Origin of the sequence: Burkholderia sp. SCN-KJ (genome assembly GCF_024656005.1) — a bacterium.
Classification (GTDB): Bacteria; Pseudomonadota; Gammaproteobacteria; order Burkholderiales; family Burkholderiaceae; genus Burkholderia.
The window spans coordinates 246,955-261,818 of record NZ_JANKOG010000007.1 but is presented as its reverse complement, the minus strand read 5'-3'; the positions used below and the strand labels follow the sequence as shown (position 1 = coordinate 261,818).

Sequence of the window (14,864 nt, the reverse complement as noted above, 5' to 3'; positions counted from 1 at the left end):
CGGATGGCGCGAGCGTGCCGGTCCGTCCGGATGGAAACGGCGGTGCGCCGCGCATGACGATCGAGTTTGCCGCCCGACGCGGCATCCGGGGATACACTGTGGCGCTTTCGCGTCGGCGAGACACGTCCCGGCCGACGTGCGCCGCCAGCCATCCTTCCTCCGATTCGACCATGCAAACCGTAGCGGTACTCGACTTCGAAACAACCGGGCTTTCTCCGAACATGGGCGACAGGGCGACCGAGATCGCCGTGATCCTTCTCCGCGACGGGGAGATCGTCGACCGCTACCAGAGCCTCATGAACGCCGGCCGCCGCATTCCGTCCGACGTCGTCGCGCTCACGGGGATCACGAACGACATGATCGCGTCGGCGCCGCCGGTGGAGAAGGTCATGAAGGAAGCCGCCGCGTTCGTCGGCAGCCATCCCGTCGTCGCGCACAACGCCGGCTTCGACAAGCGGTTCTGGCAGGCCGAACTCGGGATGCTCGGGATGGCGGCCGAGCATGCGTTCGCATGCACGATGCTCGTCGCGCGGCGCCTCTACCCGCACGCGCAAAGTCACCGGCTGTCGAACCTCGCGACCATGCTGCGCCTGCCGCAGACGGGCCGTGCCCACCGCGCGATGGTCGACGCGGAGATCGCGAGCCATCTGTGGTGCCGGATGCAGCGCGACATCGGCGAGACTTACGGGTTGCGGCAGGTCGATCACGGGCTGATGTCGCGATTGCAGACGACGAGCAAGGCGAAGGTCGCGTCGTTTTTCGGTTCATTGGCTGCCGACAGGCGCTGACGTTCGAGCGTCACTCGCCGGGATCCACCGGCACCTCGAGCCCGACCTTCACGCGGCTCATGCTCACCAGCGTCTTGAAGCGCTTCACGTTGTTGTTCGCGAAGAACAGCTCGCGCGTGAGCGCGTTGTACTGATCCATGTTGCGCACGGCGAGGATCAGCACGAAATCCCATTCCCCGGTCACGTAGTAGCACTGCTGGATCTGCGGGCAGCGCTCGAAGGTCCGCTTCATCGCGTCGAGCTGGTCGATCTGCTCGCGCTCGACCTCCACGTTCACGACGATCGTCAGCGGATGATCGACCTTCTCCGGCGCGACGACCGCCGTGTAGCGCTCGATCACGCCGTCTTCGGCGAGCCGCCGCAGGCGGCGGTTCACGGCGGCGGTCGACAGGTTCACGCGGGCGCCGAGTTCGGTCTGCGGCGTGTGCGCGTCGCGCTGGACTTCCATCAGCAGCTTGCGATCGAACGCATCGAGTGGGGTGGGCATGATGGTGCGGCAGCCTCGAAAGAATGAGAAATTTTTGCGTCCGGAGCGCCGATTTGGCGATTTTATTGACCGAGGCGCGCAATATTATTTTTCGGACTGACGGCGCACGCAACCCGTATGCGCCCGCACCGCATCCACGGCCGGGCCGCCCGCGCGGCCCATTTCCGGAGCCCTTCCAGCCATGCTGATCGCCAATCCCCGCGCGTCGCGCACCGACTATCCCGACACGCTGCGCCGCATCATGAACATCGCCGCGGCCGACGAGAGCGGCGCGTGGCTCGCGCACTGGCCGCTCGTCGGTGCGGCCCGAACGCCTTTGCGCGCGTTGCCTGATCTGGCCGCGCGGCTCGGCGTCGCGAGTGTCAGCGTGAAGGACGAGGCATGCCGTTCGCCGCTCGGCAGCTTCAAGGCGCTCGGCGCGCCGATCGCGCTGATGCGGCTCGTGAAGCGGTTGCGGCGCAACGAGGCGCTCGATCCGCAGGGGCTCGTCACGGGCCGCTATGCGGAGTCGCTGGCCGACCTGACGGTGATCAGCGCAACCGACGGCAATCACGGCCGCGCGCTGGCCGCCGCCGCGCGCGCGATCGGCTGCCGCTGCGTGATCGTGCTGCATGCGCACGTCGACGCGGAGCGCGAGCATGCGATCGCCGCGCACGGCGCGCGGATCGTGCGGATCGCCGGCAACTACGACGAATCGGTCGTGCATGCCGCGCAGCTCGCGGATGCGAACGGCTGGCACGTGGTGTCGGATACGTCGTACGACGGCTACGAGGCGATTCCGCGCGACGTGATGCAGGGCTACGGCGTGATCGCGGCCGAGGCGCTCGCGCAGGCGGCGGGAGAGGGCAACCTCGGCGATGGCGATGGCGACGGCGGCGGCAGCGGCGATCACCGGCCGTTCACGCACGTGTTCCTGCAGGGCGGCGTCGGCGGCCTTGCGGCCGGTGTCGCGAGCTATCTGTGGGAGCATGCCGGCGCACGGCGGCCGCATTTCATCGTCGTCGAGCCGCGCCAGGCCGATTGCCTGTACCAGAGCGCGCTCGCCGGGCGCGCGACGAAGGCGACCGGCAGCGTCGACTCGGTGATGGCGGGGCTCGCGTGCGGCGAGGCGTCGCCGCTCGCATGGGACTTTCTCGAGCCGGGCATCGATCAGTTCATGCTGATCGACGACGACGACGCCATGCAGGCGATGCGCGCGCTGGCCGCCGGCAGCGAACGCGACGTGCCGTTCGTGTCCGGCGAGTCGGGCGCGGCGGGCATCGCGGGGCTGACCGTGCTGATGCGCGATCCGGCGCTGGCGCGGCAGGCGGGGCTCGATGCGAACGCGCGCGTGCTGGCGATCAACACGGAAGGCGCGACCGCGCCGAGCGTCTACCGGCGGTGTGTCGGCGAGACGGCCGACGCGGTGCTGGCGCGCCAGCGCGACTGGCTGACGCGGACCCGCGCGGCCGCGGAAGCCTGAGCGACCCGAACGACATGACGACCGACGAGGCAAGCACGATGGACGCAATGGCGGAAAGCACGCTGCAGGGCCGGCTGAAAACCTGGCGCCGGCATCTGCACCAGCACCCGGAGACGGGTTTCGAGGAAGTGAACACGTCGGACTACGTCGCGCGGATCCTGACGACACTCGGGCTCGACGTGCAGCGCGGGATCGGCGGCACGGGGCTCGTCGCGAACCTGACGGTCGGCACCGGCACGCGCGCGATCGGCATCCGCGCGGACATGGACGCGCTGAACATCGCCGAGCACGCGCCGGGCCGCGAACATGCGTCGCGCACGCCGGGCAAGATGCACGCGTGCGGGCACGACGGCCACATGTCGATGGTGCTCGGCGCCGCGCAACTGCTGGCCGAGCGCAAGGACTTCGACGGCACCGTGCGCTTCATCTTCCAGCCGGCCGAGGAACATGGCCGCGGCGCGAAGGCGATGATGGCCGACGGGCTGTTCGAGCGCTTCCCGGTCGACGCGATCTTCGGCGCGCACAACATGCCGGGCATGCGCGCCGGCACGTTCGCGACGCGCGCGGGCGGCATCATGGCGAGCGAGGACAACTTCGTGATCCGGATCGACGGGCGCGGCACGCATGCGGCGCGCCCGCACATGGGCATCGATCCGATCGTGATCGGCTCGCAGATCGTGCTCGCGCTGCAGACGATCGTGTCGCGCAATCTCGATCCGGGCCGGCAGGCTGTGATCTCGTGCACGGAGTTCATCACTGACGGCTTGCGCAACGTGCTGCCGTCGACGGTGACGATCAAGGGCGATACGCGCAGCTATTCGCGCGACGTGCAGGCGCTGCTTGAAACACGGATGCGCGAGATCAGCGAAGGGATCTGCCGCACGCACGGTGCGGCGTGCACGTTCGAATACACGCACGAGTTCGCGCCGACGGTGAATTCGCGGGAATGGGTCGAGACGGCCGTCGAGGCTGCGACGCACGTCGCGGGCGCCGACGCGGTGAACGCCGACGTGCAGCCGATGATGATCTCGGAAGACTTCGGCGCGTTCCTGCAGGCGGTGCCCGGCAACTTCGTGTTCATCGGCAACGGCGAAGCGGCCGCGCGCGGCGGGGTGCCGCTGCACAACGCGGCGTACGATTTCAACGACGAGATTCTGCCGGTCGGCGCGCGGTATTTCGCGGAGGTGGCGCGACGGGCGTTGAAGGCGGCGTAGCAGGCCTCCGACGGTCTGTTCGCAGGCCCCCGCTACGTGTTCGGTTCGCCCGGCACGCCGTTACGCTTCGGCCGCCCGCTTGGCCGACACGTCGGCCGTGCCGGTGCGATCGAGGATCGCCAGCACTTCGCGCGCGGTGTTCTCCGAATGGCTGCGCAGCACCTGCGGCAGCCGCGCGTGGTCGGGATCGGCGAGCGCAGCCATGATCGCTTCGTGCTCGTGCAGCGATTCGGCCCAGCGCAGCGTGTCCGCGTTCGCGGCGCCGCGCGCGCGGTGCACCTTCGACATCAGCGACGCATAAATGCCCGACAGCACCGGGTTGCCGGCCGCGTCGATGATCATCTGATGAATCTGCTGGTTCAGCCGGAAATACTCGACCCGCTTGCCGGCCTCGTGACACTCGACCATCCGCCGGTGCTTCGCCTGCAGCGCGGCGAGCGTCGACGTGCCGATCCGCTTGCGCAGCAATTCGCCCGCCATCGCCTCGAGCCCGTGCAGCAGCTCGAACGTCGACACGAGATCGTCGATGTCGATCGACGCGACGCGATAGCCGATGTACTGGCGATGCGTGACGGCGCCTTCCGCGACGAGCACCTTCAGCGCTTCGCGCAGCGGCGTCTTCGACACGTCGAACGCGAGGCTCAGTTCCTTTTCGTCGATCCGCGCGCCGGGCGGCAGTTCGCCCTCGTCGATCATCACGCGCAGGCGCGCGGCGATCTCCGCGGCCATGCCGCGCGTGCGCAGAAGCAGGGGATTGCGGGGTGTCTGGCTCATGATGGCGCAAGCTTATCACGATATCGGGGCTTACCCTGCACCACGATAGTGATAAAACAAATTCAATGAAACCAAGCGTTTACGCTAACGGTAATTATAAATTTCTAATCCTATACTCGGCTCAACGTTGCGCGACGTCCTGACCATCCTCGTTCATCCCTGGAGTCCGTTCATGTCTTCAACCTCCGGTGTCGCTGCCCTGACGGTCGGCAAGTCCGCCGTCCGCTGGAAGATATTCGTCGTCATGCTGAGCCTCATCGCGATCAACTACGTCGATCGCGCGTCGCTGTCCGTCGCCATGCCTTACATCTCGCAGGAGTTCAAGATCGGGCCGGCGATGGAGGGCCTGATCCTCAGCTCATTTTTCTGGACCTATGCGGTGATGCAGATCCCGGGCGGGATGCTGGCCGACCGGTTCAAGCCGCGCATCGTGATCGCGACGGCGACCGTGTTCTGGGGCTTCTTCCAGGCGATCGCCGCGCTGTGCACGAACGCGCCGTCGCTGCTGCTCACGCGCCTCGGCCTCGGCGCATCAGAAGCGCCGATCTATCCGGCCGGCGGCAAGCTCAACGCGATCTGGATGACGCAGACCGAGCGCGGCCGCGGCGCCACGCTGCTCGACGGCGGCGCGCCGCTCGGCGCGGCCCTGGGCGCGGTGCTGATCGCCGGCCTGATCGCGCTGCTCGGCTCGTGGCGGCTCGCGTTCGCGGTGGCCGGCGTCGGCACCGTGCTGGCCGGTTTCCTCGCGTGGTACTACATCCGCAACACGCCGCGCGAGCATCCGGGCGTCAACGATCTCGAGGCCGACTACATCGAGGCGTCGCACGCGAGCGACCTCGCGGCCGAGCCGGCCGGTGCATCGGGGCGCTCGCGCGACTTCTTCAAGTACCGCTCGGTGTGGTGCATGTTCTTCGGCTGGATGTGCTTCAACAGCGTGTTCTACGGGCTGCTCACGTGGATGCCGAACTACCTGCACAAGGTGCACGGCTTCGACATCAAGCAGATGGGCGGGTCGACCTTCATCATCTTTTTCTGCGGCTTCGTCGGCGAGCTGCTCGGCGGCTGGATCGCCGACAAGTGGAAAGCCGCGGGCGGGCGTCCGAACGTCGTGATGCGCACGCTGTTCGGCATCGCCGCGGTGATCGCGACCGTGTCGATCTTTTCCGTCGCCTACGTGAAGAGCCCGGTCGTGTGCGTCGCGCTGCTGTCGACGACGCTGTTCTTCCTGCGCTGGTGCGGGCTGTACTGGTGCATCCCGTCGTCGCTCGGCACACGCAACAAGATCGGCTTCCTCGGCGGCCTCATGAACCTCGGCGGCAACATCGGCGGCATCACCGTGCCGATCCTCGTCGGCGCGATCGTGCAGTTCACCGGTTCCTACTTCCTTGCGCTGATGGTGTTCGCGGCGGCCGGCGTCGGCCTGCTCGTGTGCTCCAGCGCGATCGACTACGAAAACAAGCTCCCCGTCTGACCGACCCCTTTCACTGCATCGACTGCATTTACTGGTAGAGAGAAAACCACCATGAAGAAACGTACCCTGCTCGGCATGCTCACCCCTTCGTCCAACACGTCGCTCGAACCGCTGACGAGCGCGATGGTCGCCGGCCTGCCGGGCGTGTCCGCGCACTTCGCGCGCTTTCCCGTCACCGAAATCTCGCTGACGGGCCAGGCGCTCGGCCAGTTCGACGACGACAAGATCATCCAGGCCGCGATGCTGCTCGCCGACGCGAAGGTCGACGTGATCGCGTGGAACGGCACGTCGTCCGGCTGGCTCGGCTTCGAGGCCGACGAGCGGCTGTGCCAGCGCATCACCGCGGCGACCGGCATTCCGGCCACGACGTCGGTGCTCGCGCTTAACGAGATCCTGAAGAAGACGAACGCGCACGAGTTCGGCCTCGTCACGCCGTATCTCGACGACGTGCAGACGAAGATCGTCGACAACTATCGCCGCTCGGGGCTGAACTGCATCGCCGAGCGCCACCTGAACCTGAAGGTCAATTTCTCGTTCTCCGAAGTGACGGGCGACCAGATCGGCGGGATGGTGCGCGAAGTGGCGAAGGCCGGCCCGCGCGCGATCTCGATCTTCTGCACGAACCTGAACGCCGCGCACCTGGTGCCGGCGCTCGAGGAAGAGACGGGCATTCCGATCTACGACACGATCTCGACCGTCGTGTGGAAGTCGCTGCAGCTCGCCGACTACGACACGCGGCAGGTGAAGGGCTGGGGGCGTCTCTTCAGCGACGTGATCTGAGGCGCGCGTCATGTCGAACGATCTCGATTTCGTGATCCGTCACGCGGACGTCGTGACGGCGGCGGACCGGTTCTCGTGCGACATCGGCATCCGCGCGGGGCGCGTGGCCATGCTCGGCCACGGGCTGCCGCGCGCGCCGCGCGAGCTCGACGCGAGCGGGATGCTCGTGCTGCCGGGCGGCGTCGATGCGCACTGCCACCTCGACCAGCCGATGCCCGACGGGCTGAAGATGGCCGACGATTTCCTGTCCGGCACGCGTTCCGCGCTGTGCGGCGGCACGACCACCGTCGTGCCGTTCGCCGCGCAGGCGAAGGGGCAGTCGCTGCAGGCGGCCGTCGACGACTATCACCGGCGCGCGGAAGGGCGCGCGCTGATCGACTATGGTTTTCACCTGATCGTCGCCGATCCGACGCCGCACGTGCTGGCCGAGGAGCTGCCGCGGCTGATCGCGAACGGCTACACGTCGTTCAAGGTGTACATGACCTACGACGACCTGAAGCTGAACGATCGGCAGATGCTCGACGTGCTGTCGGTCGCGCGCGAGCACGGCGCGCTCGTGATGGTGCATGCGGAGAATTCGGACTGCATCGGCTGGCTGACCGAGCGGCTGCTCGGCGACGGCCACGTCGCGCCGCATTTTCATGCGCACGCGCGGCCGGCCGTGGTCGAGCGCGAGGCGACGCATCGCGCGATCGCGTTCGCGGAACTCGTGGACGTGCCGATCCTGATCGTGCACGTGTCGGGCGCCGAGGCGATCGAGCAGATCCGCTGGGGACAATCGCGCGGCCTGCCGATCCTGGCCGAAACCTGCCCGCAGTACCTGTATCTGACGGCCGCCGATCTCGGTCATCACGGTCACGACGGCTACGAGGGCGCGAAATGCGTATGCAGCCCGCCGCCGCGCGATCCGGCGAACCAGCAGGCGGTGTGGAAGGCGCTGAAGCAGGGCGTGTTCTCGGTATTCTCGTCCGATCACGCGCCGTTCAACTACGACGATCCGTGCGGCAAGCATCCGGGCGGGCAGGCCGTCTCGTTCGACCATATCCCGAACGGGATTCCGGGGCTCGAGACGCGGCTGCCGCTGCTGTTCGATGGCGTGCGCAAGGGGAATCTGTCGCTGCACCAGTTCGTCGAGTTGACGTCGCTGCGGCCCGCGAAGCTGTACGGGTTGTATCCGCGCAAGGGGACGATCGCGGTCGGCGCCGATGCGGATATCGTCGTGTGGGATCCGGACAAGCGCGTGCGGATCGCGAACGCGTCGCTGCATCATGCGGTCGACTACACGCCTTATGAAGGGATCGAGGTGACGGGCTGGCCGCGTCATTGCCTGTCGCGCGGCGAGCTGCTCGTCGAGGACGGCCGGCTGCTCGCGGCGGAGCCGGGGCGCGGGCAGTTCCTGCCGGCCGGCAAGCCGTGTCTCGATTGACGTCGCGCGATGCGATTGCGATGTGAGCGCCCGCGCGACGCGGCGGGCGCCGTTTCAACAGGAGCTACGATGAGCGTTTCCCTCGCAATGCGCGGCCTCGCGGCCGCGGCGATCGTCGCCGGGTCATGCGGCGGCGGCCCGGCGCTGGCTGCCGGCGGCGCGCCGCAGGACCCGCCGAGCGTCGTGCCTGAGTCGGCCGGCGTCGATTCGGCGCCGCTCGTGCGGCTGTCCGAATGGCTGCGCCGCGACCGAATGGACGTGCGCAGTCTCGTCGTCGTGAAGGACGGCAAGATCGTGTTCGAGCGCTACGGCGACGGCCTCACGCGCGACAACAACTACGAGCTGTATTCGGTGACGAAGACGATCACCGCGCTGCTCGCCGGCATTCTCGACGGCGAGGGCCAGCTCGGCCCGTCGACGAAGGTCGCGCCGCTGATCGCGGCCGCGCGGCCCGATCTCGCGAGCGAACTCGCGGACAAGCAGGACATCGAGCTGCGCCACCTGATGTCGATGTCGAGCGGGTTGCGCTACACGACGCGCGAAGGCACCGACCCGCTGTACTACGATGCGCCCGACCGGCTGCACGTCGCGGTGACGAGCCGCGCCGCGCAGCCGCCCGGCACGCATTTCGACTACATCGACGTGAATCCGGTGCTGGTCGGCACGACCGTGTCGATCGCCGCGGGCGAGCGCGAGGACGACTTCGCGCGCAAGCGGCTGTTCGAGCCGCTCGGCTTCGCGCACTACCGCTGGAGCGGCGCCGACGGCACCGGCGCGGTGGCGGGTGGCTGGGGCCTGCGGCTGCGTGCGGTCGACATGGCCAAGATCGGCATGCTGCTGCTCGACAACGGCCGCTGGAACGGCAAGCAGGTCGTGCCGGCCGGCTGGGTCCGGCAGATGACGACGCCATCGCCGGCCGCGGCCGACTACGGCTACTACTGCTGGATCGGCCACGTCGTCGAGCACGGCACGCCGGAATTCGGCGCGATGGGCTTCAAGGGGCAGTTCATCACGGTGCTGCCCGCGCAGCGCGCAGTCGTCGTGATGACGAGCCTGCTGCCGACCGACGGCGGCTTGCGCGACGCGACCTACCTGAACCTCTATCGGCGGATGGTCGGCGACTACATCCTGCCGGCGCTCACGCCCGCGCGGCCGCCGGTCGAAAGCGCGGCAGCCACGCAGGCGCTGCGCGACGAACTCGAGCGCAGCCGGCAGACGAAGGGGGTGCCCGGTACCGCCACCGCGTTCAACGATGCACCGGAGATTTGATGAGGATTGCAAACTTCAGTGACCATTCGTCCGCGTGGCGTTCCGATGCGCGGCGGCCCGCTGCGCCGTTCATGCGCCGGCTGCTCGCGCGGGTTGCCGCGTTGCTGATCGGCGGCGGGGCGCTGGCGTCGGCATCGGCACCGATACTGTCCGTGGCGCACGCGGCCGACGCGTTGCCGCTGCCGCCGCTGCATGAAACCGGCATCGCGGCGGCCGCGCCCGAAGACGTCGGCGTCGATTCGCGCAGGCTCGTCGCGCTGTCGCGCTGGATCCGCGAGCAGAAGCTCGACGTGTACAGCCTGCTCGTCGTGAAGGACGGCAAGCTGATCTTCGAGCGCTACGGCGCGAACGCGTCGCGCGACTCGACGTACGAGCTGTACTCGGTGACGAAGGCCGTGACGTCGCTGGTCGCGGGCATCCTGGTTGATCAGGGCGCCGTGTATGTCGACGAGACGGTGGCCGCGCGGCTCGCCGCGTGGCGCCCCGAACTCGGCGGCGCGCTCGCGGACAAGCGCGGCATCGCGCTGAAGCACGTGCTGTCGATGGCGAGCGGGCTGCATTACGACTTCAGCCCGAAGGACGATCCAATCTACTACACGGCGCCGGACCGGCTGAAGCTCGCCGCGTCGGCCGCGCCGAAGGTCGCGCCGGGCACCGCGTTCGAGTACACCGACGTGAACCCGATTCTCGCGTCGGCGATGTTGAGCGCGGCGGCCGGCGAACCCGTCGAGCGCTATGCGCGCACGCACCTGTTCGGCCCGCTCGACATGAAGCGCGCCGCATGGGAGCGCGCGGACCGCACGGGGCTCGTGTCGGCCGGCTGGGGGCTGCGGCTGCGTGCCGTCGACATGGCGAAGATCGGCATGCTCGTGCTCGACGGCGGGCGCTGGCAGGGGCGGCAGGTGGTGCCGCAGGCGTGGATCGCGCAGATGACGGCGCCGCGCGTGTCGCCGCACTTCGGCTACTACTGGTGGATCAATAACATCGTCGACAGCGAGCCGGAATTCGACGCGATGGGCTTCAAGGGGCAATTCATCACGGTCCTTCCGAAGCGCAATACGGTGATCGTGATGACGGGCGTGCTGCCGGTGGACGGTGGCCTGCGCGACGCGGAGAACGTGAAGCTGTTCCGGCGGATGGTGAACGGCTACATCCTGCCGGCGCTCGATGGCGGCGCGGTGTCGGGGCAGGGCGGCGGCGATACGCGTGCGGCGCTGCGCGACGAACTCGAAGTGAGTGCGCGCACCGCGGGCGTGCCCGGCACGCAGGTCGATCCGACCGATCTGCCAAAGTAGGCGCGTCGATACGTGTGGGGCACTGCGTGTGGAGCGGGAAGTGAGTGCGCGCTCCGTGGGCGTGCTGAGCGCGCAGGTCGATTCGACCGATTTGCTGAAGTGGCCGCGTCGATACGTGTGGGGCGCTGCGTGCGGAGCGGGAAGTGAGTGCGTGCTCCGTGGGCGCGCTGGGCACGCCGGTCGATTCGACGGATCTGCTGAAGTAGCGTCGGGCAGGCGTCCGGTCGACCCGATGCAGGCGAGCCGGACGCACCGCGTGTCTCACATCACACCAGTTCACCCAGGCACGCGTCGAACTGCGCGACGAGCGTGTCGACATCGTCGGCCGTCGTCTGCGGACACACGAGCATCATGTTGTGGAACGGCGTGATCAGCACGCCGCGGTTCAGCAGATACAGATGCACGATGTGCTCGAGCTCGCTGTCGAGCTGCTCGCCCGCGATCGTGCCGTTGCGTGGCGGCACCGGCGTGAACTGGAACTCGGTACGCGCGCCGATGCGCGTCACGCACCACGGCAGCCGATGCTTCGCGATCGCCTGTTCGAGCCCGGTCGCAAGCCGCGCGGCCAGTTCGAACATATGCGCATACGCGGCATCGGTCGCGACGTCGGCGAGCGTCGCGCGCATTGCATGCATCGCGAGCATGTTCGCGGTGAGCGTCGTGCCGATCCCGGAATGGCCGGGCGGCGCGCTCAGCTTCGCCTGTTTCGCGCGTTCCGCGAAGTCGGCGCTGAACCCGTACACCGCGCACGGCACGCCGCCCGCGATCGGCTTGCCGACCACCAGCGCGTCCGGTTCGAGACCATGCGCGGCCGCGTAGCCGCCCGGGCCGCTGCTGATCGTGTGGGTTTCGTCGATCACGAGCAGCGTGCCGTAGCGGCGCGTGAGTTCGCGCGCCGCCTCCCAGAAGCCCGGCTCGGGCAGCACCATCCCGATGTTCGTCATCGCCGGCTCGGCGAGCACGCATGCGACGTCGCCATCCTTCAGCGCCGCCTCGAGCGCGGCCAGATCGTTGAACTCGACCACGCGCGTGTTCGCGAGCAGGTCGTAGGACTGCCCGAGCAGGCTGTCGCGCTGCACCGGGCGGCCGTCGGCGAGATCGACGAACACGTCGTCGACCGTGCCGTGATAGCAGCCGTTGAACACGACGATCGTGTTGCGGCCGGTGGCCGCGCGCGCCCAGCGCAGCACGAAGCGATTCGCGTCGCTCGCGCTCAGCGCGAACTGCCAGACCGGCAGCCTGAAGCGGCGCGCGAGTTCGCGCGACACCCAGGCGGCGTCCTCGCTCGGCAGCATCGTCGTGTAGCCGCGCGTCGCCTGTTCGGCGAGCGCGCGTGCGACCGGCTCGGGCGCATGGCCGAACATCGCGCCCGTATCGCCGAGACAGAAGTCCGCGTAGCGATGACCGTCGACGTCGGTGAAGGTCGCGCCGCGCGCCTCCTTCACGACCAGCGAGAACGGGGTCGACCAGTCCTGCATCCAGTGCAGCGGCACGCCGAACAGCAAATGCTCGGACGCTTCCGCAGACAACGCGCGGGAGATCGGCATGGCTTCGGTGAATGCACGGCGCTCGCGATCGAACAGCGCGCGGGCGCGGATGAGGTCGACTCCGTGGCGGGTCTGCAATTGAGGCTCCTGTGACGGTTTGAATGGAATGTTGACGTCTCCGCGAGCTTGTCATATTCCATGCGCGTGGTCGACTCGGACTCGACCGTGTACTCGCCGGACATGGAGTTTGTGCGCATAAACATACGACAACGGATATCTATGTCGAACGATCAGGAGGTGAGTGTGCGCACACATACCGGTCGATATATCGGCAAAGACGGGGAAAACGACGGTTATGTACGTGGTGGCGGCCACATCTAAGCCTCGCGACGTAGTGCGACGACGTATGAGTAGAGATATACCGCCCGGCGTATCGATACCTGACCCGCTGAAGGAGCAGCGCCCACGGCCGCAAGCCGCCGCCGTTCGTTTTCGCCCGTCCGATTGCTCGCGTCGCGCCTTCATCGGCTGGACCGGCGCGCTTGCCGACCGTCGTGTCGCCGGGGCCGATCCATGCGTTCAACGTGAGCGTGATGACGCTGACGAACGTGTCGATCGCCGGGCAGGCGGTCAACACGACGATCGGCGAAACGCGGTGACGTGACGGGGCAGGAGAGCGATCGCGTGCGGACGGCCGATGCTTGCGATCGCGACGCGTCATGCGAGCGTCTTGACCATGTGGTGTTCGTCGTAGAAGCGGCCGTCGACGAACAGCGAGCGCGGTTCCGTGCCGAACCGGACGAACCCCTGCGACGCGTACAGCCGTTCCGCGGTGCCGTTGATCTCGTTGACGCACAGCATCAGTTGCCTGCATTCCCACGCCTGTGCCGCGTGCGCGGTCGCGCCGTCGAGTAGCGATTGCGCAATGCCGCGGCCGCGGTACGCGGGGTCGACGAACACGCCCCAGATCGTCGCCTTGTGCGCGACCTTGGCGCGCGCGTCGCGGCGCACGCCCGTGATGCCGACGAGCGATGCGTCGTCGAATGCGCCGAACACGGCGCGCTCGTGGGTGGGCGTGATGCGCGTCGCGAATTCGTCGACCGGGACGCCGGCTTCCTCGTCGCGGGTCGGCAGGAACGAAGTTGGCGACGTGGCGACCGCGCGCAGGCGGACGGACTGGAATTGCGCCGCGTCGGCGGCATCGAGCAGGCGGATCGTGATCATCGGTCGGTGTGGTCGTTGGTGTGCCGGAAGGTCGGAATCTGCGGCGCGGTGCGCGGCAGGGCATCGACCATGCTAATCGGAACCACACGCATTTGCTGGTGCGATCGACACGCCGCATCGACAGGCGTGAAGCGCGGTACCGAGGCGCGAATGATGGCGGGGGTGACGCGTGGAGAATCGATGCGCGTTCGCGAAGTCTGCAGGCAATCGCGCGCGGCGCCGAACGCATGCACGCGGAAACGAGCCGGATGATGCGAACGCACCTGCCGTTGCATTGGATGCGAACGCGACCGCGGGTGGCGCGCGACGTGAGGAACGTGACGACGCAGTGCCGTGCGCGACAGGCATGTCGCGCCGACTCGTGGAAGGGGGATGAAGTGAAGCGCGTGCCCGCCGTTGCGCCGAAGCGCCGCCGGACACGCGAAATACGTCCGCGACGTGAAGTGTCCGCGATACGTGTGATGCACCCGATCAACTCAGGCGCATGCGACCCACCTCAATACCGCGACAACTGATTCCCGTTGATCTGCACACGATCGCCCGGGCGCAGGTCGCCGGGCGACTGCACGTCGAACGAGCGCGTCGAGCCGTCGCTCACCCGCACGTCGATCCGGTAGCTGCTCGGCGGTTGGGCCGCGCCCATCTGCTGACCGATCTGGTTGCCGGCGACGGCGCCGCCGAGCGCGCCGATCACGGTGGCCGCATCGCGGCCGTGGCCGCGGCCGAACTGGTTGCCCACCAGGCCGCCGACCAGCGCACCGACGACGGTGCCGGCGACGCCCGACGTGCCGACCGAGCCGTTGATCGGCTGGATGTTCGCGACGGTGCCGTATTGCGTGCCGTAGCCGTTGCCGTACTGGCCGCCGTAAGGCTGCGGGTTACCGTACTGGTCGTACTGCGGCGCCTGGTTCGGATAGGCCGGCTGCTGCGGCTGCACGTAACCCGGTTGCGAATACGCGGGCTGCGCGTAGCCGGGCGTCGCGTACTGCTGCTGCGGATAGCCCGGTTGCGCGCCGTAGTAGCCCGGCGCGACACAGGCGGTCAGCGGAAGCGCCGCCACGGCGACGAGCGTGGCGAACAGAACGGTCTTCGTGGAAGGCATGCGCATCATGATGTTTCCTGCATCGGCAACGTGTTCGCCGACGAATACCGGGACGGGTGGCGAACTCGGCGTGAGTATAAGGAAT

Annotated in this window: 14 protein-coding genes; 8 read left to right on the top strand and 6 right to left on the bottom strand. The window is 68.0% G+C overall.

Annotation, left to right across the window (positions count from 1 at the left end; all coding sequences use genetic code 11):
* Nucleotides 1–170: 170 nt before the first annotated feature.
* Nucleotides 171–788: a PolC-type DNA polymerase III gene (locus NQV17_RS14450; RefSeq protein WP_257772788.1), complete on the top strand. Its 618-nt coding sequence runs from the start codon at nucleotides 171–173 to the stop codon at nucleotides 786–788.
* A 10-nt stretch (nucleotides 789–798) separates the two neighbouring features.
* Here NQV17_RS14450 and NQV17_RS14445 read toward each other — a convergent pair whose 3' ends face one another.
* A complete protein-coding gene (locus tag NQV17_RS14445) occupies nucleotides 799–1,275 on the bottom strand; it encodes an Lrp/AsnC family transcriptional regulator (RefSeq protein ID WP_044847368.1) in 477 nt (158 codons plus the stop codon).
* 181 nt (nucleotides 1,276–1,456) lie between these two features.
* On the opposite strand from NQV17_RS14445, the gene NQV17_RS14440 reads away from it, so the two are divergent.
* The gene (locus NQV17_RS14440) at nucleotides 1,457–2,737 is read left to right on the top strand and encodes a diaminopropionate ammonia-lyase (protein WP_257772787.1); all 1,281 of its coding nucleotides are present in this window, start codon (nucleotides 1,457–1,459) and stop codon (nucleotides 2,735–2,737) included.
* Nucleotides 2,738–2,751: 14 nt separating this feature from the next.
* Nucleotides 2,752–3,951: a M20 aminoacylase family protein gene (locus NQV17_RS14435; protein ID WP_257772786.1), complete on the top strand. Its 1,200-nt coding sequence runs from the start codon at nucleotides 2,752–2,754 to the stop codon at nucleotides 3,949–3,951.
* Between the two features lie 60 nt (nucleotides 3,952–4,011).
* Here the strand turns inward: NQV17_RS14435 and NQV17_RS14430 are convergent, their stop codons facing one another.
* Nucleotides 4,012–4,725 carry a GntR family transcriptional regulator gene (locus NQV17_RS14430; protein ID WP_124666302.1) on the bottom strand — a complete coding sequence of 238 codons (714 nt, stop codon included), beginning with the start codon at nucleotides 4,723–4,725 and terminating at the stop codon, nucleotides 4,012–4,014.
* A gap of 172 nt (nucleotides 4,726–4,897) precedes the next feature.
* Between NQV17_RS14430 and NQV17_RS14425 the strand changes: the two genes are divergently transcribed.
* From NQV17_RS14425 to NQV17_RS14405, 5 genes are all read left to right on the top strand, one after another.
* Nucleotides 4,898–6,196 carry an MFS transporter gene (locus NQV17_RS14425; RefSeq protein WP_044847365.1) on the top strand — a complete coding sequence of 433 codons (1,299 nt, stop codon included), beginning with the start codon at nucleotides 4,898–4,900 and terminating at the stop codon, nucleotides 6,194–6,196.
* Nucleotides 6,197–6,247: 51 nt separating this feature from the next.
* A complete protein-coding gene (locus NQV17_RS14420; protein ID WP_044847364.1) occupies nucleotides 6,248–6,976 on the top strand; it encodes an aspartate/glutamate racemase family protein in 729 nt (242 codons plus the stop codon).
* Nucleotides 6,977–6,986: 10 nt separating this feature from the next.
* The gene (gene hydA / locus NQV17_RS14415; RefSeq protein ID WP_257772785.1) at nucleotides 6,987–8,402 is read left to right on the top strand and encodes a dihydropyrimidinase; all 1,416 of its coding nucleotides are present in this window, start codon (nucleotides 6,987–6,989) and stop codon (nucleotides 8,400–8,402) included.
* A 69-nt stretch (nucleotides 8,403–8,471) separates the two neighbouring features.
* The gene (locus NQV17_RS14410; RefSeq protein ID WP_257772784.1) at nucleotides 8,472–9,671 is read left to right on the top strand and encodes a serine hydrolase; all 1,200 of its coding nucleotides are present in this window, start codon (nucleotides 8,472–8,474) and stop codon (nucleotides 9,669–9,671) included.
* Nucleotides 9,671–10,966 carry a serine hydrolase gene (locus NQV17_RS14405; protein WP_257772783.1) on the top strand — a complete coding sequence of 432 codons (1,296 nt, stop codon included), beginning with the start codon at nucleotides 9,671–9,673 and terminating at the stop codon, nucleotides 10,964–10,966. Before NQV17_RS14410 ends, NQV17_RS14405 begins: the two co-directional genes overlap by 1 nt.
* A 266-nt stretch (nucleotides 10,967–11,232) precedes the next feature.
* Here NQV17_RS14405 and NQV17_RS14400 read toward each other — a convergent pair whose 3' ends face one another.
* The 4 genes from NQV17_RS14400 to NQV17_RS14380 all read right to left on the bottom strand — a co-directional run bounded on the left by NQV17_RS14400 (nucleotide 11,233) and on the right by NQV17_RS14380 (nucleotide 14,788).
* Nucleotides 11,233–12,591, bottom strand: coding sequence for an aspartate aminotransferase family protein (locus tag NQV17_RS14400; RefSeq protein ID WP_257772782.1), 1,359 nt, complete (start codon nucleotides 12,589–12,591; stop codon nucleotides 11,233–11,235).
* 579 nt (nucleotides 12,592–13,170) lie between these two features.
* A complete protein-coding gene (locus NQV17_RS14390) occupies nucleotides 13,171–13,677 on the bottom strand; it encodes a GNAT family N-acetyltransferase (protein WP_257772781.1) in 507 nt (168 codons plus the stop codon).
* Entirely contained in the window at nucleotides 13,674–13,952 is a 279-nt protein-coding gene (locus NQV17_RS14385; protein WP_257772780.1) for a hypothetical protein, read from the bottom strand. The genes NQV17_RS14390 and NQV17_RS14385 overlap by 4 nt, the downstream gene beginning before the upstream one ends.
* Nucleotides 13,953–14,173: 221 nt before the next feature.
* Nucleotides 14,174–14,788: a glycine zipper 2TM domain-containing protein gene (locus NQV17_RS14380; protein ID WP_044844961.1), complete on the bottom strand. Its 615-nt coding sequence runs from the start codon at nucleotides 14,786–14,788 to the stop codon at nucleotides 14,174–14,176.
* Between the last annotated feature and the right edge of the window lie 76 nt (nucleotides 14,789–14,864).

Coding starts and splice junctions, on each gene's coding strand:
- NQV17_RS14425 (WP_044847365.1), top strand. CDS start 4,898: ATGTCTTCAACCTCCGGTGTCGCTGCCCTGACGGTCGGCAAGTCCGCC.
- NQV17_RS14430 (WP_124666302.1), bottom strand. CDS start 4,725: ATGAGCCAGACACCCCGCAATCCCCTGCTTCTGCGCACGCGCGGCATG.
- hydA (WP_257772785.1), top strand. CDS start 6,987: ATGTCGAACGATCTCGATTTCGTGATCCGTCACGCGGACGTCGTGACG.
- NQV17_RS14420 (WP_044847364.1), top strand. CDS start 6,248: ATGAAGAAACGTACCCTGCTCGGCATGCTCACCCCTTCGTCCAACACG.
- NQV17_RS14440 (WP_257772787.1), top strand. CDS start 1,457: ATGCTGATCGCCAATCCCCGCGCGTCGCGCACCGACTATCCCGACACG.
- NQV17_RS14410 (WP_257772784.1), top strand. CDS start 8,472: ATGAGCGTTTCCCTCGCAATGCGCGGCCTCGCGGCCGCGGCGATCGTC.
- NQV17_RS14390 (WP_257772781.1), bottom strand. CDS start 13,677: ATGATCACGATCCGCCTGCTCGATGCCGCCGACGCGGCGCAATTCCAG.
- NQV17_RS14385 (WP_257772780.1), bottom strand. CDS start 13,952: ATGCAACGGCAGGTGCGTTCGCATCATCCGGCTCGTTTCCGCGTGCAT.
- NQV17_RS14380 (WP_044844961.1), bottom strand. CDS start 14,788: ATGATGCGCATGCCTTCCACGAAGACCGTTCTGTTCGCCACGCTCGTC.
- NQV17_RS14435 (WP_257772786.1), top strand. CDS start 2,752: ATGACGACCGACGAGGCAAGCACGATGGACGCAATGGCGGAAAGCACG.
- NQV17_RS14450 (WP_257772788.1), top strand. CDS start 171: ATGCAAACCGTAGCGGTACTCGACTTCGAAACAACCGGGCTTTCTCCG.
- NQV17_RS14405 (WP_257772783.1), top strand. CDS start 9,671: ATGAGGATTGCAAACTTCAGTGACCATTCGTCCGCGTGGCGTTCCGAT.
- NQV17_RS14445 (WP_044847368.1), bottom strand. CDS start 1,275: ATGCCCACCCCACTCGATGCGTTCGATCGCAAGCTGCTGATGGAAGTC.